The organism is Pseudomonas sp. SMV71, assembly GCF_052042015.1.
Lineage (GTDB): Bacteria > Pseudomonadota > Gammaproteobacteria > Pseudomonadales > Pseudomonadaceae > Aquipseudomonas.
On sequence record NZ_JBKGGU010000001.1, the window covers coordinates 259353 to 281149 of the forward strand.

At 56.3% G+C, this 21797-nt stretch carries 25 protein-coding genes and 1 tRNA gene; 13 read left to right on the top strand and 13 right to left on the bottom strand.

The genetic code is table 11. The annotated features are described in order from the left end of the window. Positions 1-78 precede the first annotated feature (78 nt). From suhB to ACLEJQ_RS01290, 3 genes are all read left to right on the top strand, one after another. Entirely contained in the window at positions 79-897 is an 819-nt protein-coding gene (suhB, locus tag ACLEJQ_RS01280) for a type III secretion system regulator SuhB (protein ID WP_003185165.1), read from the top strand. Between the two features lie 579 nt (positions 898-1476). Beyond that, positions 1477-2997, top strand: coding sequence for an S-type pyocin domain-containing protein (locus ACLEJQ_RS01285; RefSeq protein WP_440791423.1), 1521 nt, complete (start codon positions 1477-1479; stop codon positions 2995-2997). Beyond that, complete coding sequence (locus tag ACLEJQ_RS01290) at positions 2997-3269, top strand: hypothetical protein (protein WP_440791425.1); 273 nt, start codon at positions 2997-2999, stop codon at positions 3267-3269. Before ACLEJQ_RS01285 ends, ACLEJQ_RS01290 begins: the two co-directional genes overlap by 1 nt. A 176-nt stretch (positions 3270-3445) precedes the next feature. On the opposite strand, the gene ACLEJQ_RS01295 is transcribed toward ACLEJQ_RS01290, so the two are convergent. The 6 genes from ACLEJQ_RS01295 to queA all read right to left on the bottom strand — a co-directional run bounded on the left by ACLEJQ_RS01295 (position 3446) and on the right by queA (position 9522). Next, the gene (locus ACLEJQ_RS01295; protein WP_440791427.1) at positions 3446-3988 is read right to left on the bottom strand and encodes a glycine zipper 2TM domain-containing protein; all 543 of its coding nucleotides are present in this window, start codon (positions 3986-3988) and stop codon (positions 3446-3448) included. A gap of 117 nt (positions 3989-4105) precedes the next feature. Beyond that, the gene (secF, locus tag ACLEJQ_RS01300; protein WP_440791429.1) at positions 4106-5020 is read right to left on the bottom strand and encodes a protein translocase subunit SecF; all 915 of its coding nucleotides are present in this window, start codon (positions 5018-5020) and stop codon (positions 4106-4108) included. Between the two features lie 9 nt (positions 5021-5029). Then, positions 5030-6898, bottom strand: coding sequence for a protein translocase subunit SecD (secD, locus tag ACLEJQ_RS01305; protein ID WP_440791431.1), 1869 nt, complete (start codon positions 6896-6898; stop codon positions 5030-5032). Positions 6899-6963: 65 nt separating this feature from the next. Next, complete coding sequence (gene yajC / locus ACLEJQ_RS01310; protein WP_440791432.1) at positions 6964-7299, bottom strand: preprotein translocase subunit YajC; 336 nt, start codon at positions 7297-7299, stop codon at positions 6964-6966. Between the two features lie 43 nt (positions 7300-7342). Further along, positions 7343-8458: a tRNA guanosine(34) transglycosylase Tgt gene (gene tgt / locus ACLEJQ_RS01315; RefSeq protein ID WP_162843649.1), complete on the bottom strand. Its 1116-nt coding sequence runs from the start codon at positions 8456-8458 to the stop codon at positions 7343-7345. A gap of 14 nt (positions 8459-8472) precedes the next feature. Next, positions 8473-9522 carry a tRNA preQ1(34) S-adenosylmethionine ribosyltransferase-isomerase QueA gene (queA, locus tag ACLEJQ_RS01320; protein WP_232776082.1) on the bottom strand — a complete coding sequence of 350 codons (1050 nt, stop codon included), beginning with the start codon at positions 9520-9522 and terminating at the stop codon, positions 8473-8475. Positions 9523-9630: 108 nt separating this feature from the next. Between queA and ACLEJQ_RS01325 the strand changes: the two genes are divergently transcribed. The 5 genes from ACLEJQ_RS01325 (at position 9631) to ACLEJQ_RS01345 (ending at position 14513) form a co-directional block, all read left to right on the top strand. Then, positions 9631-9715 (top strand) — tRNA-Leu (locus tag ACLEJQ_RS01325). A gap of 288 nt (positions 9716-10003) precedes the next feature. After that, positions 10004-10333 carry a hypothetical protein gene (locus ACLEJQ_RS01330; RefSeq protein ID WP_440791434.1) on the top strand — a complete coding sequence of 110 codons (330 nt, stop codon included), beginning with the start codon at positions 10004-10006 and terminating at the stop codon, positions 10331-10333. 32 nt (positions 10334-10365) lie between these two features. Continuing rightward, complete coding sequence (locus ACLEJQ_RS01335; RefSeq protein ID WP_440791436.1) at positions 10366-10635, top strand: hypothetical protein; 270 nt, start codon at positions 10366-10368, stop codon at positions 10633-10635. Positions 10636-10704: 69 nt separating this feature from the next. Next, on the top strand, positions 10705-12057 hold the full coding sequence (locus ACLEJQ_RS01340; RefSeq protein ID WP_440791438.1) for a hypothetical protein: 1353 nt from the start codon (positions 10705-10707) through the stop codon (positions 12055-12057). 929 nt (positions 12058-12986) lie between these two features. Next, positions 12987-14513 carry a hypothetical protein gene (locus ACLEJQ_RS01345; protein ID WP_440791440.1) on the top strand — a complete coding sequence of 509 codons (1527 nt, stop codon included), beginning with the start codon at positions 12987-12989 and terminating at the stop codon, positions 14511-14513. A gap of 109 nt (positions 14514-14622) precedes the next feature. Here the strand turns inward: ACLEJQ_RS01345 and ACLEJQ_RS01350 are convergent, their stop codons facing one another. The 3 genes from ACLEJQ_RS01350 to ACLEJQ_RS01360 all read right to left on the bottom strand — a co-directional run bounded on the left by ACLEJQ_RS01350 (position 14623) and on the right by ACLEJQ_RS01360 (position 16037). Continuing rightward, positions 14623-14745 carry a hypothetical protein gene (locus ACLEJQ_RS01350; RefSeq protein WP_440791442.1) on the bottom strand — a complete coding sequence of 41 codons (123 nt, stop codon included), beginning with the start codon at positions 14743-14745 and terminating at the stop codon, positions 14623-14625. 256 nt (positions 14746-15001) lie between these two features. Further along, entirely contained in the window at positions 15002-15685 is a 684-nt protein-coding gene (locus ACLEJQ_RS01355) for a hypothetical protein (protein WP_440791444.1), read from the bottom strand. A gap of 154 nt (positions 15686-15839) precedes the next feature. Further along, on the bottom strand, positions 15840-16037 hold the full coding sequence (locus ACLEJQ_RS01360) for a hypothetical protein (protein WP_440791650.1): 198 nt from the start codon (positions 16035-16037) through the stop codon (positions 15840-15842). Here ACLEJQ_RS01360 and ACLEJQ_RS01365 point away from each other — a divergent pair. Both ACLEJQ_RS01365 and ACLEJQ_RS01370 read left to right on the top strand, forming a co-directional pair. Beyond that, entirely contained in the window at positions 15975-16121 is a 147-nt protein-coding gene (locus ACLEJQ_RS01365; protein ID WP_440791639.1) for a type II toxin-antitoxin system HicA family toxin, read from the top strand. The two genes, ACLEJQ_RS01360 and ACLEJQ_RS01365, sit on opposite strands and share 63 nt — an antisense overlap. Then, a complete protein-coding gene (locus tag ACLEJQ_RS01370; protein WP_072346904.1) occupies positions 16118-16450 on the top strand; it encodes a type II toxin-antitoxin system HicB family antitoxin in 333 nt (110 codons plus the stop codon). The genes ACLEJQ_RS01365 and ACLEJQ_RS01370 overlap by 4 nt, the downstream gene beginning before the upstream one ends. Before the next feature lie 78 nt (positions 16451-16528). Here the strand turns inward: ACLEJQ_RS01370 and ACLEJQ_RS01375 are convergent, their stop codons facing one another. Then, positions 16529-16888, bottom strand: coding sequence for a DUF6124 family protein (locus ACLEJQ_RS01375; RefSeq protein ID WP_440791446.1), 360 nt, complete (start codon positions 16886-16888; stop codon positions 16529-16531). Between the two features lie 421 nt (positions 16889-17309). Continuing rightward, entirely contained in the window at positions 17310-17699 is a 390-nt protein-coding gene (locus tag ACLEJQ_RS01380; RefSeq protein WP_440791448.1) for a MerR family transcriptional regulator, read from the bottom strand. 74 nt (positions 17700-17773) lie between these two features. On the opposite strand from ACLEJQ_RS01380, the gene ACLEJQ_RS01385 reads away from it, so the two are divergent. Beyond that, entirely contained in the window at positions 17774-18844 is a 1071-nt protein-coding gene (locus tag ACLEJQ_RS01385; protein ID WP_440791641.1) for an SDR family oxidoreductase, read from the top strand. Positions 18845-18872: 28 nt separating this feature from the next. Here the strand turns inward: ACLEJQ_RS01385 and ACLEJQ_RS01390 are convergent, their stop codons facing one another. Both ACLEJQ_RS01390 and ACLEJQ_RS01395 read right to left on the bottom strand, forming a co-directional pair. Next, a complete protein-coding gene (locus ACLEJQ_RS01390) occupies positions 18873-19328 on the bottom strand; it encodes a DUF2442 domain-containing protein (RefSeq protein WP_440791450.1) in 456 nt (151 codons plus the stop codon). Positions 19329-19355: 27 nt separating this feature from the next. Beyond that, positions 19356-19922, bottom strand: a complete 567-nt coding sequence (locus ACLEJQ_RS01395; protein WP_440791452.1) for a helix-turn-helix domain-containing protein — start codon at positions 19920-19922, stop codon at positions 19356-19358. Between the two features lie 150 nt (positions 19923-20072). Here ACLEJQ_RS01395 and ACLEJQ_RS01400 point away from each other — a divergent pair, with 150 nt between their 5' ends. Together ACLEJQ_RS01400 and ACLEJQ_RS01405 are read left to right on the top strand one after the other, a co-directional pair. Further along, positions 20073-20855 carry an aldolase gene (locus ACLEJQ_RS01400; protein WP_440791454.1) on the top strand — a complete coding sequence of 261 codons (783 nt, stop codon included), beginning with the start codon at positions 20073-20075 and terminating at the stop codon, positions 20853-20855. Between the two features lie 19 nt (positions 20856-20874). Next, a complete protein-coding gene (locus ACLEJQ_RS01405) occupies positions 20875-21762 on the top strand; it encodes a dihydrodipicolinate synthase family protein (protein WP_440791456.1) in 888 nt (295 codons plus the stop codon). The last annotated feature ends 35 nt before the right edge of the window (positions 21763-21797 follow it).

Genomic DNA, 21797 nt, shown 5'->3' on the forward strand with positions numbered 1-21797 from the left:
AGCGAACAGCAACCTTCACCTGAGAAAACTTTCTGATAGAATGCGCGGCTTTCTTTAACAACCTTAGGTGACACATCCATGCAGCCCATGCTGAATATCGCGCTGCGCGCCGCCCGCAGCGCCAGTGAACTGATCTTCCGCTCCATCGAGCGCCTGGATACCATCAAGGTCGATGAAAAAGACGCCAAGGACTACGTGTCCGAGGTCGATCGCGCCGCCGAACAGAAAATCGTCGACGCCCTGCGCAAGGCTTACCCGAACCACTCCATCCTCGGTGAAGAGACCGGCATGCATGCCGGTACAGGCATCGAAGGCGAAGAGTACCTGTGGATCATCGATCCGCTGGACGGCACCACCAACTTCCTGCGCGGCATCCCTCACTTCGCGGTCAGCATCGCCTGCAAATACCGTGGTCGCCTGGAACACGCCGTCGTGCTGGACCCGGTTCGCCAGGAAGAATTCACCGCCAGCCGTGGCCGTGGCGCCCAACTGAACGGCCGTCGCCTGCGCGTCAGTGGCCGCACCAGCCTGGACGGCGCCCTGCTGGGTACCGGCTTCCCGTTCCGTGACGACCAGATGGACAACCTGGACAACTACCTGGGCATGTTCCGCGCCCTCGTCGGCCAGACCGCCGGCATCCGCCGCGCCGGCGCTGCCAGCCTGGACCTGGCTTATGTGGCGGCGGGTCGTTTCGATGCGTTCTGGGAATCGGGCCTGTCCGAGTGGGACATGGCGGCAGGCGCCCTGCTGATCCAGGAAGCCGGCGGCTTGGTGAGCGACTTCACTGGCGGCCATGACTTCCTTGAAAAAGGTCACATCGTCGCCGGCAACACCAAGTGCTTCAAGGCCGTGTTGACCGCCATCCAGCCACACCTGCCGGCTTCGCTGAAACGCTGAGCGACTGGCTGCAGAAAAGAGCACCCTTCGGGGTGCTTTTTTGTGCCTGTCATTCCACCCCACCAACGACCTCATTCCTTGTGGGGGTTCGCCAACGATAGCGGCGAGTCACTCTCCACATGTACTCCAATTAATACCGCCATCGCAGGCAAGCCCTGATACCAACCAGTCAAGCCATGCAAGAAATATATGGGTATTAATTGGTATTGAATTCCAACCATTTCACATGCAGTAAAAATTTCATTATTGCTCAGGCGCCATTGCTACGGCATAACTTAAGGTGCTTATTTCAATAAAAAAAACTCAAACTACAGCAAGGATGCTGCATGCAAAAGTCGATTTCCCCTCCTTCACCGTTGAAATTGCCAAACATTCCGCCCAACTTTAACAAAATACATACCGGATTCTTTTCAAATCTTGATGCTGCTCTGAATTGGGACGGCACTCATCCGCCAGTTACTGTGGATCACCCGCATTGAAACTATCGATAGAGAGCACGACGCATATTCAAAGTTGGTAGCCATAGCGCATTCTGTCCAAGATCAGATAGAAAGCGCCTTCTCGAACAGCACGACGGGAGTGCGAAATGAAATTGATATACGCATAAATTCGGCTATTGATACCCACCCATTCAATGAGTTTGAAGGCACCTTAAAAAAGAAAGCAATCATTGTCGAGCTCCTACAACGAATTGAAATGAATAGGAGCTGGTATGAAGCGGACATCTTATTCGGTGTAGACCCACTGTCGCTGGACAGCACTGAAATGGGTGAGATGTTCGCGGCATATGTCGACACTGCAGAACACGAGTATGAACGCCTAGGTTATTACGAAAATTTCCTGAGATCTCTGACAGCCGCCTACGTTAAACGAATTCTTGTCGAGGCTGTGTCTGCGTTAGAGGACGCTTCTCCAGCCATAGATGCTGCAATCCAGAATGCCTTGGCTAGAGGCGAAACTGTCTACAGCTTCAATTTACCCCTTGGTCAATCTGCACAGTTGGTAACCGTGGCGGGCACTGCCACTGTCCAAAATGCAGACGGTTGGACCTTCGAGGCCGCGCTCCGCAAAAGCATTCTGTTATTAACAGGGCTGGGAGAAGCACTTCTGAGTCGTGCAACGGCGATTGGTATTGGTGCGTTGTTCTATTCACCTGCTCTGGGTAACGGCGAGCGTTTTCCTCAAACGGTCCTCAAGCTATCTGGTAGCACAGTCTTGCCAGATGCACCGTCTAACCTGAATGAAATTGCCGCTGCCGAAGGAACCGTCGATCTTCCCTATCGGATTTATGGTGACCTCAACCAATACACACTCGTTGCAACACCGACGGGTGGGAACATTTCGCCAGCGGTGCCAGTTCGGGCGCTGGAGTTTGACCAGAAGACCAACAGCTACAGCTTCACCTCCACCGACACACCGCCCATCACCCTCAGTTTTCCCATTATCCACTGGGAAAACAGTTCGACAATCTCACCTGCCAGACCAGTGGAAATACCGAGATACACTGGAGTTGATCTGTTACCGCTGCACGCACAACCTGTACCATTACCAGCTATCGAGCCACCTGACTTCAGGGATTGTATTTACTGCTTTCCAATCGACAGTGGCCTGCCACCGATTTACGTTGTTTTCAACAGCCCTTATGAAGGGGCCACCACGAGAGGGAAGTACAGTGGTCGATTCTTTAATCCAGCTAAAGCTGGAGGCGCAATCCAGAATTTAGATTGGACCAATGCTATCGTGACGAAAGCGGGTATAAGCCTAGTCAAATTGCATATTAGGCGTTTCCCCGTTGCGGATGCCAATGTGATCATGGTTGATCGTCTTGAAAAAATTCTTAGAGGTGAACTAGCAATCACAGCTACCGACAAACGCTTCTATACTCATGAACTCAGAGAGCTTGAACGCTTCAGAAACCTAGGGGTAGCGGATGGCGTTGACCCCAATGATGAAGGTGTCACTTGGAATAACGCTCACGCGGCAACCCTAGAAGATTACAAACTCAAAGACGCTTTTGAATTACTCTATACACCTGACGCCATAGAAGCAGACAATAAACAACGAGAAAGAGAGTACAAAAAAAATAGGAGGAGAAAATAATGAGCGTCATTGAGGAAATTGTGCTTAACGAAAAGCCTGAGGAAGTGATTCTATTTGTCACAAAATATGAGCGAGGCATTTCTCTTCCCCAACTAGACGGCCTGTATAGCCGAGCTAAATGGGCACATGTTTCGGATAATATGGGCCTATTAAGAATCGTTAAACAAATGTGTGACGCTGGATTTATAAAATATAGCGGCTCTGGGATTGTCAGAGGGAAAAACTGGAGAGAGCCAGCATTCATGCTAGAAGGCAAATATACGTTTGATTGACTGTTAAGCGCCTACCACTTCTAGAGCGGTACTCCAAAGCCGAGCGTGAAGCATAAAAAATCCGATGCCCGCATAGGCATCGGATTTTGTTTTCTTGCGGCTGAAGGTCAAGCAAGAGGGCTTAACTGATCGGCATTGCCCGTAGGGTGCTTTTCGTTACAGCCGGCTCAGGCCAATCACTGCTGCGCCTGCGACAGGATCAGCTGGCCTTCCTTGTTCACCGGGATCTGGTTGCCCGGGTCGCGATCCATGCGGACTTTGCCTTCTTTGCCGTCGAGCATGTAGCGTACGTCGTAGCCGACCACCTTGTCGCTGATGTCGTTGACGGTATTGCAGCGAGTCTGGGTGGTGGTGTAGGTGTCGCGTTCCTGCATGCCTTCCTGAATCTTGTTGCCGGCGTAACCGCCGCCTGCCGCACCGGCCACGGTGGCGATTTTCTTGCCGGTGCCGCCGCCGACCTGGTTACCGAGCAGGCCACCCGCCAGGGCGCCGATCACGGTGCCGGCGATCTGGTGTTGATCCTGAACCGGTTTCTGCCGGGTCACGGTGACATCCTTACATACTTCACGTGGAGTCTTGATCTGAGTCTTGACCGGCTCCACGGCCAACACTTGTGCATACTCAGGACCACTATTCACCAAGCTGTAGGTCGCGACCGCACCACCGGCAGTTACACCGACAGCACCCAATACCGCACCAACCAGCATCGACTTGTTCACTTGAACCTCCTGACCATCACAAGCGGAATAATCCGCGCTTCTCCCAGCCTTGGAGCATAAAAAAAGGCGCGAGTTCAACTCGCGCCTTTCAAGGGGTGACGGGCGGGAAGCCGAGCCTTATGGGCGGTCGTCCACCTGAGTCTCAGTGGCCGCTGGAGGAATCAGGTCCTCGGTGCTCAGGTTCAGCCAGATCAGCACCACGTTGGCGATGTAGATCGACGAGTAGGTACCCGCCAACACACCGACGAACAGCGCGATGGAGAAACCGAATAGGTTGTCGCCACCAAAGAACAACAGCGCGGCAATCGCCAGCAAGGTGGAGATCGACGTTGCCATGGTCCGCAGCAGGGTCTGGGTGGTCGAGATGTTGATGTTCTCGATCAACGAGGCCTTGCGCAGCACCCGAAAGTTCTCACGGACCCGGTCGAACACCACGATGGTGTCGTTGAGCGAGTAGCCGATGATCGCCAGCACCGCCGCCAGCACTGTCAGGTCGAAAGTGATCTGGAAGAACGAGAGGATGCCCACGGTCACGATCACGTCGTGGATCAGCGAGACAATCGCCCCCACCGCGAACTTCCACTGAAAGCGGAAAGCCAGGTAGATCAGGATGCCGCCCAGCGCCATCAGCATGCCGAGGCCGCCCTGGTCGCGCAGCTCTTCACCGACTTGCGGACCGACGAACTCGACGCGCTTGACCTGCGCCGGGTTGTCGCCGCCGGCCTGCTGCAGGGCTTCGGCAACCTGGTGACCCAGTTGCGGATCTTCGCCAGGCATACGCACCAGCAGGTCGGTGGTTGCACCGAAGCTCTGCACGATGGCTTCGTGGTAACCGGACGTCGCCAGCTGCTCACGCACCTTGGTGACGTCGGCCGGACGCTCGTAGGTCAGCTCGATGAGCGTACCGCCGGTGAAGTCCAGGCCGTAGTTCAGGCCCTTGGTGGCCCAACTGAACAACGCCAGTACGGTAAGAAACAATGTGACGCCGAACGCAACGTTGCGAACGCCCATGAAGTTGATTGTACGTAACATGGCAGCCCCTTAAATCCACAACTTCTTGAAGTCACGACCGCCAAAGATCAGGTTGACCATTGCGCGGGTCACCATGATGGCCGTGAACATCGAGGTAAAGATCCCGAGGGACATGGTCACTGCGAAGCCCTTGACCGGGCCGGTGCCCATGGCGAAGAGAATCCCGCCGACCAGCAACGTGGTCAGGTTGGCGTCGAGGATCGCGGTGAATGCCCGGCCGAAGCCTTCATTGATTGCCCGTTGGATCGACATCCCGGCGGCGATCTCTTCACGGATCCGCGAGAAGATCAGCACGTTGGCGTCCACCGCCATACCCATGGTCAGCACGATACCGGCGATACCCGGCAGGGTCAGTGTAGCCCCCAGCAGCGACATCAGCGCCAGCAGCATCACCATGTTCACCGCCAGCGCGACCGTGGCGATGAGGCCGAAGAAGCGGTAGATGGCGATGATGAACAGCGACACGAACAGCATGCCCCACAACGAAGCGTCGATACCCTTGGTGATGTTGTCGGCACCCAGGCTCGGGCCGATGGTGCGCTCTTCAGCGAAGTACATCGGCGCGGCCAGGCCACCGGCACGCAGCAACAGGGCCAGCTCCGAGGATTCACCCTGGCCGTTCAGGCCGGTGATGCGGAACTGGCTGCCCAGTGGCGACTGGATGGTCGCCAGGCTGATGATCTTCTTCTCTTCCTTGAAGGTCTGCACCGGAACGTCTTTTTCGACACCATTGACCACTTGCCTGGTGTAGGTGGTGGTCGGCTTCTGCTCGATGAAGATCACCGCCATGCTGCGACCGACGTTGCTGCGCGTGGCGCGGCTCATCAGTTCGCCGCCGTGGCCGTCGAGGTGGATGTTCACCTGTGGACGACCGTGCTCGTCGAAGCTCGCCTGGGCGTCGGTGACCTGGTCACCGGTGATGATCAGGCCACGCTCGATCTGCGCCGCCGGACGATTGCCCTCACGGAATTCGAAGCTTTCGGACGTCGCCTTGGAGGCACCCGGCTCGGCCGCGAGGCGGAATTCCAGGTTGGCGGTCTTGCCGAGGATACGCTTGGCTTCGGCAGTGTCCTGCACGCCCGGCAGTTCGACCACGATGCGGTTGGCACCCTGGCGTTGCACGATCGGTTCGGCCACACCCAGCTCGTTGACGCGGTTACGGACCGTGGTCAAGTTCTGCTTGATGGAGTATTCGCGGATTTCCGCCAGCTTGGCCGGGGTCATCGCCAGACGCAGCACCGCCTGACCATTGAGGTCGGCCGGTACAATGTCGAAATCGTTGAAGGTCTTGCGGATCAGTGCACGGGCCTGCTCGCGGGTATCTTCATCGCTGAAGCCCAGCTGAATGGCACCGTTGAAGGCCGGCAGGCTGCGGTAGCGCACGCGCTCTTTACGCAACAGGCTCTTGACGTCGCCTTCGTAGACTTTCATGCGCGCGTCGAGGGCTTTGTCCATGTCCACTTCCAGCAGGAAGTGCACACCACCGGACAAGTCCAGGCCGAGCTTCATCGGGTGCGCGCCGAATTTGCGCAGCCATTGCGGGGTGGTCTGGGCCAGGTTCAGGGCTACAACGTAATCGTCGCCCATGGCCTTGCGTACCACGTCCTTGGCCGGCAACTGGTCTTCAGCCTTGACCAGGCGCAACAGGCCGCCCTTGCCGTTTTCGGCGATGGACGCCGCCTTGACTTCGATTCCCGAAGCCTTGAGCGCAGCGCTCGCACGGTCCAGATCCGCCTGGGTGACCTGCAAGGCAGTGCTTGCGCCACTGACCTGGATGGCCGGGTCATCCGGGTAGAGATTGGGAGCGGAATAAATCAGACCGATCGCCAGCACCGCCAGGATCAGTACATATTTCCACAGAGGGTATTTGTTCAGCATCACGCCGCCCGCTTATGACGCGGGGCGCCTTGCGCGCCCCGTCGATTGAAGAGAAGTTGAAAACCTTAGATCGCTTTCAGCGTGCCCTTTGGCAGCGTGGCCGCGATAGCGCCCTTCTGGAACTTCATTTCAACAGTGTCGGACACTTCCAGAACCACGAAATCGTCCGCCACTTTGGTGATCTTGCCAGCGATGCCGCCGGTGGTGACCACTTCGTCGCCCTTCTGCAGGTTGCTCAGCAGGTTCTTCTGCTCTTTGGCGCGCTTGGCCTGTGGACGCCAGATCATCAGGTAGAAGATGACCAGGAAGCCGACCAGGAAAATCCACTCGAAACCGCCACCCATAGGCGCAGCTGCAGGGGCAGCGGCATCAGCCATGGCGTTAGAGATAAAAAAGCTCATTTAGCACTCCAGTTGCAAGTATTGAATCTTAGGATCGGAAAACTCAGTCCAAGGGCGGTACAGGCAACCCGCGCTTGGCATAGAAGGCCTCGACGAAGGCGGCCAATGTACCCTGTTGAATAGCCTCGCGCAAACCAGCCATAAGTACCTGGTAATGACGCAAATTGTGGATCGTATTCAACATGCTACCGAGCATTTCGCCGCACTTGTCCAAATGATGCAGATAAGCGCGGGAGAAGTTCTTGCACGTGTAGCAGTCGCAGGTCGGATCCAGCGGCGAATCATCATGGCGATGGAACGCGTTACGGATCTTCAGCACGCCCGTGTCGATGAACAGATGCCCATTGCGGGCATTACGGGTTGGCATCACGCAATCGAACATGTCCACCCCGCGGCGCACACCCTCAACCAGATCTTCCGGTTTGCCAACGCCCATAAGGTAACGAGGTTTGTCAGCAGGCATCTGGCCCGGCAGGTAATCCAGCACCTTGATCATTTCATGCTTGGGTTCGCCTACCGACAGGCCGCCAATCGCCAGGCCGTCGAAACCGATCTTGTCCAGGCCTTCGAGCGAGCGCATGCGCAGGTCCTGGTGCATGCCGCCCTGGACGATGCCGAACAGCGCGGCGGTGTTGTCGCCATGGGCGTTCTTGGAGCGCTGGGCCCAGCGCAACGACAGCTCCATGGACACCCGCGCCACGTCTTCATCGGCCGGGTACGGCGTGCATTCGTCGAAGATCATCACGATGTCCGAGCCCAGGTCGCGCTGCACCTGCATCGACTCTTCCGGGCCCATGAACACCTTGGAACCGTCCACCGGCGAGGCGAAGGTCACGCCCTCCTCCTTGATCTTGCGCATCGCGCCCAGGCTGAACACCTGGAAGCCGCCGGAGTCGGTCAGAATCGGGCCTTTCCACTGCATGAAATCGTGCAGGTCGCCGTGGGCCTTGATCACTTCCATGCCCGGACGCAGCCACAGGTGGAAGGTGTTGCCCAGGATGATTTCCGCGCCGATGGCCTCGATGTCCCGTGGCAGCATGCCCTTGACCGTGCCGTAGGTGCCCACCGGCATGAACGCAGGTGTTTCCACCGTACCGCGCGGGAAGGTCAGACGACCACGACGAGCCTTGCCATCGGTGGCGAGCAACTCGAAGGACATGCGACAGGTGCGACTCATACTGTTTCCTCGGGTCCGCGTGGCGCGGGGTTACGGGTGATGAACATCGCATCACCGTAGCTGAAAAAGCGGTATCCATGCTCGACGGCGGCCTTGTAGGCGGCCATGGCTTCGGGATAACCGGCGAACGCCGAAACCAGCATCAACAGCGTGGATTCGGGCAAATGAAAGTTAGTGACCAGGGCATCGACCACGTGAAACGGCCGGCCTGGGTAGATGAAGATATCGGTGTCGCCACTGAACGGCTTGAGTACGCCGTCACGGGCAGCGCTTTCCAGGGAACGCACGCTGGTAGTCCCCACCGCCACCACCCGACCGCCGCGGGCGCGACAGGCTGCCACCGCGTCGACCACTTCCTGGCTCACTTCCAGCCATTCGCTGTGCATGTGGTGGTCTTCGATGCGCTCGACCCGCACCGGCTGGAACGTCCCGGCGCCGACGTGCAGCGTCACGAACGTGGTCTCCACGCCCTTGGCGGCAATCGCTTCCAGCAACGGCTGGTCGAAATGCAGCCCCGCCGTCGGCGCCGCCACCGCCCCCAGGCGCTCGGCGTACACGGTCTGATAGCGCTCGCGATCCGAACCTTCGTCCGGGCGATCTATATAAGGAGGCAGCGGCATGTGCCCGACACGGTCGAGCAGCGGCAACACCTCTTCGGCAAACTCCAGCTCGAACAACGCATCATGCCGCGCCACCATCACCGCCTCGCCCCCGCCGTCGATCAAGATCGACGAACCCGGCTTGGGCGACTTGCTGGAGCGCACATGGGCCAGCACGCGATGACTGTCCAGCACCCGCTCCACCAGAATCTCCAGCTTGCCGCCGGAGGCTTTCTGGCCAAACAACCGCGCCGGAATCACCCGGGTATTGTTGAACACCATCAAATCGCCCGGGCGCAAATGCTCAAGCAAATCAGTGAATTGACGGTGAGCCATGGCACCGCTGACCCCGTCCAGGGTCAACAGTCGACTGGCGCGACGCTCCGCCAGGGGGTGGCGAGCGATCAGCGAATCAGGGAGTTCGAAGGTAAAGTCAGCAACACGCATGATGGGGTTCGTCTAGCAGGGCCGGAAAGTCTAGCGGAAATATCAAAAATTGACCATGAAACGTGATTGACCAACGGTAGTCACCTCTCTATACTTCGCCGCCATTGAGCCCTGATGGCGGAATTGGTAGACGCGGCGGATTCAAAATCCGTTTTCGAAAGGAGTGGGAGTTCGAGTCTCCCTCGGGGCACCATCTTAAAGAAAGACCTTGAAATTCAAGGTCTTTTTTTTCGTCTACAGGAAAGTCACCCGATCCATTTGTGGCGAGGGGATTTATCCCTGCTGGGTCGCGAAGCGGCCACAACGACCAAACCTCTGGCAAGGAAGAATCTGTGGCTAGTAGGAACCCGTGGCGAGGGAGCTTGCTCCCGCTTGAGCGCAAAGCGCTCACAAAAATGTCACAGCCCCAACCAATGCTCCGCCTTGCGACGCCCAGTTGATCCACCGCCCCTCCTCATCCGCTGACAAAGGATTTCACCCCATGGAATTGCTGCTGGAAACGGTCGCTCTTTACTCGCTGAAGCTGGCTTATGAGACGGAGGGGCATAGTCCGATTTTGCGGGATGATCCGTTGATGGGCGGTTGTGATCGGGAGGTGTTTGGGTTGTTGGTGCGGCGGGGGGATTTGGCTGGGATTCAAGCCGAGATAGGTCGGTGCTTGGATCTGGCGTTGGGCGCAGTTGGAGGGTTAGATACAGTGCTAGGGCGGGAGCTGAAGCGCCTGACCGAAAATCTGCACGCCGTGCCAACGGTGACCCAGCTGGAGACATCGCTGATCGCGCTTAAAGGTTATCTGAAGAATATTCAATGAGTATCCTCCCCCAACCTTCGCTGGACTGCCGGATGAGCAAACTTCAAGAGTTGATTGATAGAGCGAGATCAGGCTTATCTGTCCAAGAGAACATCTCAGATGCAGGCTGGCAGACAATTGCCAGGCAATGTGGCACCGCTGAAATCGCAGAGATTCAAGAATGCATCATCAAGCTAAGAGCGGAACTTGAGACAGTTGAGGAGTGGGATGGGGATAGTCAGGACGACCTGTACTTCGCAATTTCCACCCTTACTCGACTGCTGGAAACGGTGACAGCCGCTTTGTCTGAGACAAAAGCTTAAACCCCCCTTGGGGAAAGGTCAGATTAAGCAGTAACCAAGGAAGACTACAGAATTGAAGGAATCAAACTGATGTCAATTTCGACAGGGGATTTTTTCTACCCTTACGCAAAGTTCCTACACGGCGCCGCCTACAACCTTCACCAAATCCTCGAAGGCCTCGGCCTCGTATCATCGACCTTCACCGGGCGTGACGACGCGGGAAATTTCATCGGAACTTACTGGTCCCCAGATGAAGCCATGATGATCACGCTTGGCTATCTGATGATGCTGTCCATGTTGCTGATTCCCTTGCTGGCAGCAGCGGCCTATACGGTGGGCAAAAAGCGAGGTGTGCTCATTTTCTTCGCGCTGTTGCTCCTACCGGGTGTGTTGAACTGCCTGGGTCTTTTCGCCACTATCAATTACCTGCCCATACGCTACACCATCAGTGGCGTTGGAAAGCTGGGCAGCGAAGTTGGGCTGATTCCCTTGTTGATGCTTTGCGCCCTCACCGGTTGGGCTGTCATGGTTCTTGTTTATGACAACCTCAACCTCACCGAACGCTTCCGACAACTATACGATCACTTCTGGTTTCCGCTGGCATTGGTCGCAGCGGTGTTTTTTGTGGCGGATAATGGCGCCAATGAAGATGCCGCATTGCTGAAAGAGGCGACAGCAAGCATCCAAGACGCCAGCGCGTTCCTACTAAGCCAGATCAGGCGCTACGATGATTACTGCAAGGCTAACGGCCTGGATAAATTGAAGTCATGCCAATGGAGCAGTGATTCGCAGTGGACCTTTACCCACATCAAGGAAGGTGAGGCCAGCTACTTCCTGGATTTCGCACCGAACGACTCCAAGGGCTACTACGCCGCGAATAGAAGAACCATAAGCGACGAGGATGTGATCGCCATTCGCAAAGAGATCAACGACTACAACCAACGACTGTGTCCCGTGAAATATTTATCCAGTGCCATCTCACGCTCGTCCCCCCTCTCCAGTACCTGCGAATACGTCCCGCATGGCTATTGCTCGGTCAATCCTGATGGTCCACCGGGTCTGGTAGACAAAAATATCAGCAGTCACACCGTCGCATTGGCCAGCGAATGCATCATTCCCTGGCTCGCCGGTGCAAAGCCTTCCCTGAAGCAGTTGTCGGTGCTAGTCAACCAACACGGCAAAGCCAAGAATCAGCGTTGGCTGTATTTCCTTGCTGTCGCCGTAGCGGTCGGAGCGAAAGTGGCGCTTGCGACTACCAAGCTATGCTTGATTGATGCGCGGCCTGCGGCTGATCGGCGTCGGGTTCTAAGGGTTGTACGGCGAAGGTTGGGGCAGTGGGTTGGCGTACTGTGGCGCCTGCTGGCAGGTGTCGGTCAATTGGCATGGACGGCGGCGATCCGCGTTTTCAGATTGCTCAAGACGCAGATGACACTGAGGGACTGACATTTGCGGTTAGACGCAGTGGGCGAAGGGTGCACCGCAACAAGCCAATCTACGTAGCGAAGGGGCCAGAGTAGCGTTGATCAACGAAAAGAAATCTGTCCCTTTTTTGTCCCGTTTTCTTCATTTACGACCCTCGCGGCCTGGTTAAAAACTTTGTGGCATTACGAGCGGAGTTATCGGAAATTGCGGGGGGAGTTACCTGTGAGGTTGATCGTTTCGCCTAGCCATTGAGAAGGTGCTGATCGGGGAGTTCGGAATATCCAGAGCGTGCAGCCGCTTGTGCTCAAGCAGCCGAGCGTACTGTGTTGGTAGACGCTACTGGTGCTCGCGCTCCACCATGAAAATGACATTGCCTAACGGACATATGCGGAGCCGATAGCCTTGCGTGTTTTCGGACTCGTGCCCGACGAGCGGGCGCCGAACCTAGTACGCGGGACAGCTGATAAATAAATCCGTCCCCTTTCCTTCCCTTTTCTTTCCTTAATACAAGCTGTCCAAGCGTTTGCCTGGGGACGCGGAACATATGCAAAACCGCCAGACAGACATGAACTCGAGTATCCAGAGTTAGTCTCCCAAGTAAAATTTGACTAAGCATTAATTCAGCTCATCGGCCCAACGGATGTCCGCTGGGCCGATAACTTGCTGCGTTTGCCCCGAAACCATCATGCCGACGTTCGTATCCCCAGAAGGGCTGCGCCATTGGCTACGACGGCAACCAATAGGAAATATTCAATAGCCACTCGTCGAGACTGTCAACTTTAACAGTAGGCATCCTAACGTCCGCGGATAACTCTCTTTAAGTCCATCGCCTAAACGGCTAAGCCCGACACTGGATTATGTTCCAACCGTACGCACTGGATTTTTTATCACCGTAATCGTGTTGCTATGCCACCTCACCTCAACGCTCTCTAAAGCAAGGAAAAAATCCCATGAAACATAGGCCGGCTTTCATCATCGTCTGGTTTTTTATCTTCGCGCCTGAAGGTTCGGCGACTCAGCTAGCCGCTCTAGGACCGGATGAAAAAGTTGTGCGCGATGTATCGGTTGATAGAGCCAATTTACCAACCGATCCCAAACTCTACTCCTCCGCAATAGGAGGAGCCCATTTCGAGCGCTTGGCTCTCGGTAGCCAGCAAGGTTATACAGTGGAAAGCGGTTCTTTGCGTAATGACGCAAAGCAAGAGACAGGCTCTATGGTATTGGTACGCTCACCTGACGGTTCTGTCACAGCGTTTATTGATGGACCAAATAAGCGTGGATTGCTTGAAATTGATCCGAATGGCAAAAGCAAATTCACAGCAGATGCATCATACGACCCCATGACCTCGGATACGGTAGAAACAGACATAACGGAGTCCCTGCCATCTGATGTCGCCGCACCAGTTGACGACAATACACCGAAGGCAATGTCCTATGCTGATGTTCTGGTTGCCTATGGCAATACAATTTACAACAAGGTTTCCGACCCTATTGCTTTTGCCCTGGGGCAAGTTGAAACGGTCAATACGGCGCTTAGAAGAACAGGTAACAACGAGATCGCACTAAGGCTTGCGGCGGTTACTGTCTTTCATAACAACACTTCCGTATCCAGTGCAGGCCTAACCAGCTGGCAAAATTTTCTCGCCCCCTACAAGTCGCTATTGAAGACCGATATGAATGTTGTATTCACCGGCAAGGGCGGTAGTTTCTGGAACGGCTATGAGTATGGAATAGCTTACAAACCCGGATTTACAAGCCTTAACGCAGTACTGGATGAAAGCACCGTGCTCAGGCATGAAGTGGCACATAATGCGGGGGCGAGCCATTGTGGTGAGGCGAGCGACTACGCCCAAGGCTATAAAGGCAGCCGCCCGCTTATGGATGATTTTTATACTATTTTATGTGGAAACGAATACCAAGGCGTTTACTCCAACCCTCACTACACCAATTTTTTTGGTGTCGTGATGGGTAGCACCGTTAAAGGTGACACAGCACGAGTATGGCGTGAAAACACTGCAAGACTCGTCAATAGCAATGTCGAACCTTCGGGTAAACGATTGATACTTGTCGGGCACCGAGTAGCTGAGTTGCGCCTGAGCGTACCCGAAGGATTGGCCCCCTATGTACTGTCTCGATCGCCAGATAACGGTCCCACCGCCCCAATAAATACGCCTGACGGAGAATACACTCAGCTAGCGGCATTTGTTACAGCTGAAGGAAGCACTCAGCGATACATGGTACGGCTGCGCGGCACTCGGGCAAATGGAGGTTGTGCATACTATCAATTGCACTGGGCTTACAGATGCCAAAGTGGCCCTGACTTATATTTAAGAATTTACTATGTCGATGCCGACAATCCAAATTTGCCGCGAAACAAGCATTACACAGGCACTCTGCCGCTTATTCAAAAAGAGTGGTCTGAGGCGTCACCCCCTGTTCCGATCGATGTATCGATCGCTGTATGGACGCCGAACTGAACTGCTTGTAGATCATTCGCTCGCTTAAAAGTCCTTGCCGGCAAGGCCTTTTAAGCTGAGTGACAGTTCCTACCCCACCTCAACAATATCCAACGCCCGATTCATCAGCTCACCAGTTCAACCACCTGCTGAATCCCCAACGCCACATACCGCCATGACCCTCCAGGTCAACCGCCAGATCGCTGATCATCGCATTCGCCAACGACAGGTTTTTGCTTAGGTTGGCAAGCAAGCACTCCGAATCGACACCCGAAGCTATACGAACAATTGAACTGGGAGAGTAGGACGTTTCGTCCTTGGGCTCGGGCTTCGGTCGAAAAGCGACCGGACCGAAAAGAGGACAGATATATTTTCGATCAGCTAGAAAAATAAAGTCGCCCCTTCCTTACAGCGGAATTACGCTCCCTCGCCACGGGGAGAACTGAGTGACACTCCTACGCCCCCTTTTGAATAAGTGCCGAGGCTGGCTTCGCAGGCTGCTTTCGTCGTCAAGATGGAGGATAGGCCTCGTTAAACGCCCCGGCAAAATCTTCAGCCTTCGAAAATAGCAGCATCTCCACGTCACCGATCTCCACCCCCAGTTTTCGGGAGACGCTCACCAGCAACTGGATGTATGTCGAGTAGACATCGGTCGTTGCAATTCGAATCCACCGCTGTTGACGCGCCTGGGTTTTCAAGCGGGGCCAACATGCGTTGAGGTGCGTGTTTCGGCCCGCCAAATGCGGAAACCACCAGCGTTGCTCATCGCTGTGAAGCATTTGTAGAACGTTCAGGGAAAATGCAACCCGCGCGTCGAAGATGGCGTGTTCGGTTGGATTCGAGAATGCCGCCACCTTCGACCATGAGGCGATGCCCTTGTGCTTGTCCGGCACCCGCCCCTGCGACACGGTCTGAACGTAGCCTTGCATCGTTGCGAGCGCGTTTCCCTTAACACCTCCCCACACGCGCACCGCGTAGTCTGCGAGGACCATTCGTTGTTCGGGCGACGAATCCCACTCCTGGGCGACGTGTCGCTTCAGTGCGCGCGCTTTTTCGTACCAGTTCGAGCCATCGATCTCCCATTTAAACGAATGGTGGACGAGAGCGGTATCGAACTTCCAAGTATAGATATGAGGAAGTGATGGCAAGTGCTGTGTGGCATAGGAAAGCAGCGTATTTTCGAGAGACTGCATAGATGAGACCACGTATTGAACGAGGTCGAGATGTTAAATGACTCCCGGCTGAGCAGCGAGCCTATCCAGGTTCACACGTAGCGAGAACCTCGGCAATAAAGAACACGAGGACAGAATGCTGAGAGGGGCAACGCGCCAAACTGGCTAGATAGTGCTATCTTTTTTTGATAGCATCAACCGCATGAAAAACAGGCACCGGAAAACCCTTGAAGCGATCCACCGCACGCCAACGAGCGCGGCGATAGTGTTTGCTGACATTGAAGCCTTGGTGATCCATTTGGGTGGCCAAGTGCTTGAGCGCGAAGGTTCGCGGATCAAGCTGGTGCTGGGTGCGGTCCAATGGCGTTGCCATCGGCCACACCCTGGGAAAGAGGCCAAGAAATATCAGGTAGAAGAGGCTCGCGAATTTTTCCAGCGAGCAGGAGTTGAGCTATGAACAGCATGACCTATAAGGGCTATACAGCCCGAATTGAGTTTGATGAGCGTGATGACATTTTCGTCGGTCGGATTCTGGGCGTGCGTGACATCATCAGCTTTCACGCTGATTCCGTGACCGAGCTGCGTGCCGAGTTTGCCAGTGCTGTTGAGGATTATCTGGCGGACTGTGCCGAGCAAGGCGTCAGCCCTGAGAAGCCTGCGTCCGGCAAGGTGATGCTGCGCATTCGTCCTGAGGTGCATGCTGCTGCTACCATTGCAGCTCAAACCGCCGGCAAAAGCCTGAACCAATGGGCTGATGAGGTGTTTGAGCGCGCAGCTCACGTCTAACGTCAAATACACGGACTGATTGGAAAAGGTCTTGCTGAACAAGACCTTTTTTTCTTGTTGCTGAATGCGGCCGGCCCGCTATCTCACCTCAACAATATCCAACGCCCGATTCGCCATCAGCTCACTCAGCTCAATCATCTGCTGAATCCCCAACGCCACGCGCCGTCGCGACCCATCCAGATCAGACGCCAAATCATCAATCATGGCATTGGCCGAAGCCAGGTTCTCACTGAGGCTGGCAAGCAAACACTCAGAATCCACATCAGCCGCGATGCGAAAAATAGTATTGGGATTGCCAGACGTTTCTTTCCGAGGCTTTGGTTTGAGGTAGAAATCCAACGCTCGCGTGGCTGCGTCGTCGAGTTCTTTGTTCCGGGCTGTTTGGACGCGGGATACAGCTTCGTCTGTCCCTGGCGGATTTGGAGTAATTTTTGCCATCTACTTAGGTTCCTGTAAGTGAGGCTGAAACCACCTCGCGACTAAACGAGGGGGCGGCAGCTGTACGCAGGTTAGTCGACCGGTGAACCTAAGAATCCCGGCGCGCCCGAGGGCGCCCTGCGCACAGCCACCATCGATACAGGAACAGCAAAGCCTGACGGACAGGGACGTGATACGCCTTAGGTTGAGACGGGCGACTAAACCCGATCACTGATGAGCAGTGACAGGACTTAAACTACCGACGTAGCCCAGGGCGCACAAGCCGGCGGATTCTGGCGTAGTTGTAGGCAAAGGCGCAAGGCGATGTCGGCTGAGCGTGGAAGGAAGGAGCTGATAGCGCCACGGACGTCAGCCAATTCTGACGCCGCCTTCTCTTCGACGGGCATAAGCGATGATTTACAGGCCTTCTGAAGCGCAACGTTCAGTTGGCAGCGCTGTTCATCTGCTGAAGCTCAAGCTGCCTGGCAGCACTGTCTTCAAGGTTCGCACGCTCCTGATCCAGATACTGATAAATGCCTTGAAGGTTGGCGATTTTCTGTTTGATCTCCGCCATCTTCTTTTCAATCAGCCTGGCGCCGTCAGCACAGTCGATCAGCTGGTTGCGCTGCGCATTCAGGATCTCGCCTATTTCCCCCAGGGAGAACCCCATGCTTTGCGCGCGCTGGATAAAGTCCAGGTCCTGCAGGGTTTGCGCTGAGTAATCGCGATAGTTGTTGGTTCGCCGCTGCGGTGAGATGAGGCCGATTTGCTCGTAGTAACGCAGCGTATGGCGGCTGGCGCCGCTGCGGGCTTCGAGTTCGCCGATTTTCATGAAAACACCGCTTGACTGTAGAGTTGGGTCGACAGTTTACGCTTGGCTCCTCACCTTACAACAGGAGCAGGGAAATGAGCGTGGAGTGCTTTGTCACGGGGGGTACCGGCTTTATCGGTCAACATTTGTTGGCGAACCTGAGTGCCAAAGGTCACACGGTACAGGTGTTGATGCGTCGTCCTGAGCGACTGGCGGCACTGCGCGAGCAAGTCGCTCATTTGGGCGGGGACGCATCCCGGGTATTTGCCGTAGCCGGCGATCTGGAACAGGACAACCTCGGGCTGCGTCTTGTTGACCGGGAAGTGTTGAGGCGGGTCAAAGTCGTGTTCCATCTGGGCGCGCACTTCGCTTGGGGGCTTTCATTGGGGCAGGCGCGTGCGGTGAATGTGGAAGGGGCGAAGCGCGTGGCGCTGTTGGCGGCTGAGCAACAGAACCGGTTGGTGATGATCGGCGGCTACATGCTGAAGAATCATGAACATCTGCAACGCATCGGCATTGATCTTCGTTGTCCGGAGCTGACGGATTGGCCTGCGGTCTACCGGCGTGTCGGCAGTTATGAGGCGAGCAAGCTGGAGGCGCATTTTGCGACCCTGGCGCTCATGTCCGCCAAGGGCGGGGAAATGACCGTGGTCCATCCCGCGACGGTGTCTGGCCACAGTCGCACGGGGCATATCCTTGACGGTCAGCCGCTGGTGGCGCTGATACGCAACCTGATACAGAGAAAGCTGACCGCAGTGCCCGGTACCGCCGAGCACTGGCTGCCGATGGTCACCGTGGATTACCTGGTTGAGCTGGTGGCGGTCAGTGCTTTTGATCCTGCCATGGCGGGCCAGGAATTGCTGGCGCTGGACGCCCAGACGCCCAACTTGCGAGAACTCCTGGCAGAGGTGGCGCAACCCATCGGCTTGAAGTCTCCCAAGCATTACATGCCGCTGCGATTGCTGAAGTGGCTACTGAGGATTCCTCCCGTTGCGCGGTTCTTGAATACAAGCGCCGAGGCCTTGGACTTTATCCAGACCACGCGTTTTGATACGGCGGCGGTCGAACAATTTGCGAACAGGCATGGGATAGCCAAGCCGGATATACGGGAGTCGTTGCAGCACACTGCGATATTTGTCCACTCCCATCGTCTAGTCGCCCGCTGAGGTTAGCTCACTCGGCAGACGCTGCTGATCAGCAACCCGTCTGCTGGGTCTTTGCGCTTCCAGTTTTTGCCACTCTCTTGCGTTTGTATTCAAACTCCCAGCCCTTGCAAGCCAGGGCCACGTGCTTGGGAATCAGCGAAGTACCGCTGCTGTAGGCGGTAATGGTACGACGGGTAAAGCCCAATTCCTGTGCGGCGGTTGTCAGCGAAAGTTTGTTGGCAGCCATCCAGCCTTTGAATGCCTGAGTCGGCATCACCTCACCGGCCTGCTCCAGCGCCAACCGATGCAAGGTGACACCCGCCAGCTCCAGATCATTACCCCAGCTCACATCGAACCCCCATTCGCCCACCTGCGCGGCCCCGAACAAAGACAGATCCTCCAGGGGCTGGAGCACCGGAAACTGGCGAATGTACTCGCGCAGGTCCACGTCGTGGCGCTTTCCGTTGGCGAACTCCACCAGCGACTCGCCATCAGTCGTTTGCACGTCCGACCCATTTGACGAGGCGACGCACTAAACGTCCTCACCCTTCCCCACCGATTCATCGCTGTGGACCACCACCAACAACTGCGCCTGAACCTCCCCCACCGAACGCAGCCGATGGGGCTTCTGTGCATTGAAATGCAGCGCATCCCCGCGATTCAGCAACACGCGCTCGTTCATGAAATCCACTTCCACCTGGCCCTCATGCACGAACAGGAACTCCTCCCCCGTGTGTTCCTTGAACGCGTGATGCGCCGTGAATTCGCTCGCGGGATAGAGGATGAAGGGCAGCAGGCTGCGCTCGGACACCTGATGGGCCAGTACCGCGTATTCGGAGCTGCCACTGCTCGCCGCCAACGATTGGCGGTCTTCACAGCGCACCAGGCTGTAGCTGTCGAGGGAAACGTTTTCTTCGGAGAACAATTCCTCGACGTTCACGTTCAGCGCCTTGGCGAGCTTGAGTGCCGTGGCGATGGAGGGCGTGCTCAGCCCGCGTTCCACCTTGGACAGGTAGCTCTTGGTCATCCCGGTTTTATCGGCGAGGACGTCCAGTGTCATGCCGAGTTTTTTCCTGAGCAATTTCAAGCGAATGGACATAGGTAACCAACATTTCCAGAGAAACGGACAATCTGCGATTGCAAATGACACTTTGTGTCATATAGTCTATTTAGTGTCATTAGCACCTTTGCTTCATAGCTTCCATGACGCGGATCAAGAACGCCCGATGAACGAATCAGGAGAACGGAGATGAGCAAGACACTGACGACGCCGAAGGACCAATTGGTCCAGCATGCAGTCAACCAGATGCAGAAAACACTGCCGGATAATACGTGGACTGTGCGACAAAAGCTGGCCCTGACCTGCCGTATCCTGTTCGAGAACGGTCACGATTCAGGGCTGGCCGGGCAGATTACCGCGCGCGGGCCGCAACCCGGCACCTACTACACCCAGCAGTTGGGCCTGGGGTTTGACGAAATCACCGCCGGCAACCTGCTGCTGATCAATGAAGACCTTGAGGTGCTGGAGGGCCACGGCATTCCTAACCCGGCCAACCGTTTTCACACCTGGGTGTACCGCGCCCGGCCGGATGTGAATTGCATCATTCACACCCACCCGACCCACGTCGCCGCGCTGTCGATGCTGGAAGTGCCCTTGCAGATCTCTCACATGGACCTGTGTCCGCTGTACGAAGACTGCGCGTTCCTGGAGGGCTGGCCGGGCGTGCCTGTGGGCAATGAAGAAGGCGAACTGATCGCCGGGGCCCTGGGCAACAAGCGCGCCATCCTGCTTTCCCACCACGGCCAGTTATCCACCGGTGCCACCGTGGAAGAAGCCTGCAACATCGCCCAACTGATCGAACGCGCCGCAAAGTTGCAATTGTTGGCCATGGCCGCCGGCGAGGTGAAACCGATCCTGCCTCACCTGGGGCGCGAAGCCCACGACTGGATCGCCCGCCCCAAGCGTCACGCAGCCGCCTTTAACTACCACGCCCGGCAGAACCTGCGTCAGCACGCCGATTGCCTGAACTGAACCCACCAGGAGCCAAGCCATGTCTACCCCTAGCATCCACGGCATCATCGGTTACACCATCACGCCCTTTTCCGCCGACGGCCAGAGCCTCGACCTGGACGCGCTGGGCCAGTCCATCGACCGTTTGATCGACAGTGGCGTTCATGCCATCGCGCCCTTGGGCAGTACCGGTGAAGGCGCCTACTTGAGCGACGCGGAGTGGGACCAGGTCAGCGAATTCAGCATCGCTCGCGTTGCCGGCAGGGTGCCGACCGTGGTCAGCGTGTCTGACCTGACCACCGCCAAGGCGATCCGCCGCGCGCGTTTTGCCCAAGCGAAAGGCGCCGATGCGGTGATGGTATTGCCAGCCTCTTACTGGAAACTGAGCGAGGCGGAAATCCTCGCGCACTACCAGGCCATCGGCGCCAGCATCGACCTGCCCATCATGCTTTACAACAACCCCGCCACCAGCGGCATCGATATGTCGGTGGAACTGATCCTGCGGATTTTCAACGCGGTGGAAAACGTCACCATGGTCAAGGAGAGCACTGGCGACATCCAGCGCATGCACAAGCTGCAATTGCTGGGCGAGGGCCAGGTGCCGTTCTACAACGGTTGCAATCCGCTGGCGCTGGAAGCCTTCGCGGCCGGCGCGAAGGGCTGGTGCACTGCGGCGCCGAACCTGATCCCGCAGCTCAACCTCGATCTCTACGCAGCCGTTCTCGCCAACGACCTGAACCAGGCCCGGACGTTGTTCTATCGTCAGTTGCCGCTGCTGGACTTCATCCTCAAGGGCGGCTTACCGGCCACGATCAAGGCCGGTTTGCGCACCCTAGGGCTGGAGGTCGGCGATCCGCGCCTACCGGTGTTTCCGCTTGATGCGGCGCGAAACAGCCAACTGACGACTATGTTGAAACAATTGCTCTGATCCAAGCAGAGCGCTGCACGCTCCCCTCGCGGTCG

Bases quoted from the DNA above. Each gene is read 5' to 3' on its own strand.
- ACLEJQ_RS01330 (WP_440791434.1), top strand. From the start codon at position 10,004: ATGGAATTGCTGCTGGAAACGGTCGCTCTTTACTCGCTGAAGCTGGCT.
- secF (WP_440791429.1), bottom strand. From the start codon at position 5,020: ATGTTACGTACAATCAACTTCATGGGCGTTCGCAACGTTGCGTTCGGC.
- ACLEJQ_RS01405 (WP_440791456.1), top strand. From the start codon at position 20,875: ATGTCTACCCCTAGCATCCACGGCATCATCGGTTACACCATCACGCCC.
- ACLEJQ_RS01360 (WP_440791650.1), bottom strand. From the start codon at position 16,037: ATGGCAACGCCATTGGACCGCACCCAGCACCAGCTTGATCCGCGAACC.
- ACLEJQ_RS01290 (WP_440791425.1), top strand. From the start codon at position 2,997: ATGAGCGTCATTGAGGAAATTGTGCTTAACGAAAAGCCTGAGGAAGTG.
- secD (WP_440791431.1), bottom strand. From the start codon at position 6,898: ATGCTGAACAAATACCCTCTGTGGAAATATGTACTGATCCTGGCGGTG.
- suhB (WP_003185165.1), top strand. From the start codon at position 79: ATGCAGCCCATGCTGAATATCGCGCTGCGCGCCGCCCGCAGCGCCAGT.
- ACLEJQ_RS01345 (WP_440791440.1), top strand. From the start codon at position 12,987: ATGAAACATAGGCCGGCTTTCATCATCGTCTGGTTTTTTATCTTCGCG.
- ACLEJQ_RS01380 (WP_440791448.1), bottom strand. From the start codon at position 17,699: ATGAAAATCGGCGAACTCGAAGCCCGCAGCGGCGCCAGCCGCCATACG.
- ACLEJQ_RS01370 (WP_072346904.1), top strand. From the start codon at position 16,118: ATGAACAGCATGACCTATAAGGGCTATACAGCCCGAATTGAGTTTGAT.
- ACLEJQ_RS01355 (WP_440791444.1), bottom strand. From the start codon at position 15,685: ATGCAGTCTCTCGAAAATACGCTGCTTTCCTATGCCACACAGCACTTG.
- queA (WP_232776082.1), bottom strand. From the start codon at position 9,522: ATGCGTGTTGCTGACTTTACCTTCGAACTCCCTGATTCGCTGATCGCT.
- yajC (WP_440791432.1), bottom strand. From the start codon at position 7,299: ATGAGCTTTTTTATCTCTAACGCCATGGCTGATGCCGCTGCCCCTGCA.
- ACLEJQ_RS01385 (WP_440791641.1), top strand. From the start codon at position 17,774: ATGAGCGTGGAGTGCTTTGTCACGGGGGGTACCGGCTTTATCGGTCAA.
- ACLEJQ_RS01335 (WP_440791436.1), top strand. From the start codon at position 10,366: ATGAGCAAACTTCAAGAGTTGATTGATAGAGCGAGATCAGGCTTATCT.
- ACLEJQ_RS01340 (WP_440791438.1), top strand. From the start codon at position 10,705: ATGTCAATTTCGACAGGGGATTTTTTCTACCCTTACGCAAAGTTCCTA.
- ACLEJQ_RS01400 (WP_440791454.1), top strand. From the start codon at position 20,073: ATGAGCAAGACACTGACGACGCCGAAGGACCAATTGGTCCAGCATGCA.
- ACLEJQ_RS01375 (WP_440791446.1), bottom strand. From the start codon at position 16,888: ATGGCAAAAATTACTCCAAATCCGCCAGGGACAGACGAAGCTGTATCC.
- tgt (WP_162843649.1), bottom strand. From the start codon at position 8,458: ATGTCCTTCGAGTTGCTCGCCACCGATGGCAAGGCTCGTCGTGGTCGT.
- ACLEJQ_RS01395 (WP_440791452.1), bottom strand. From the start codon at position 19,922: ATGTCCATTCGCTTGAAATTGCTCAGGAAAAAACTCGGCATGACACTG.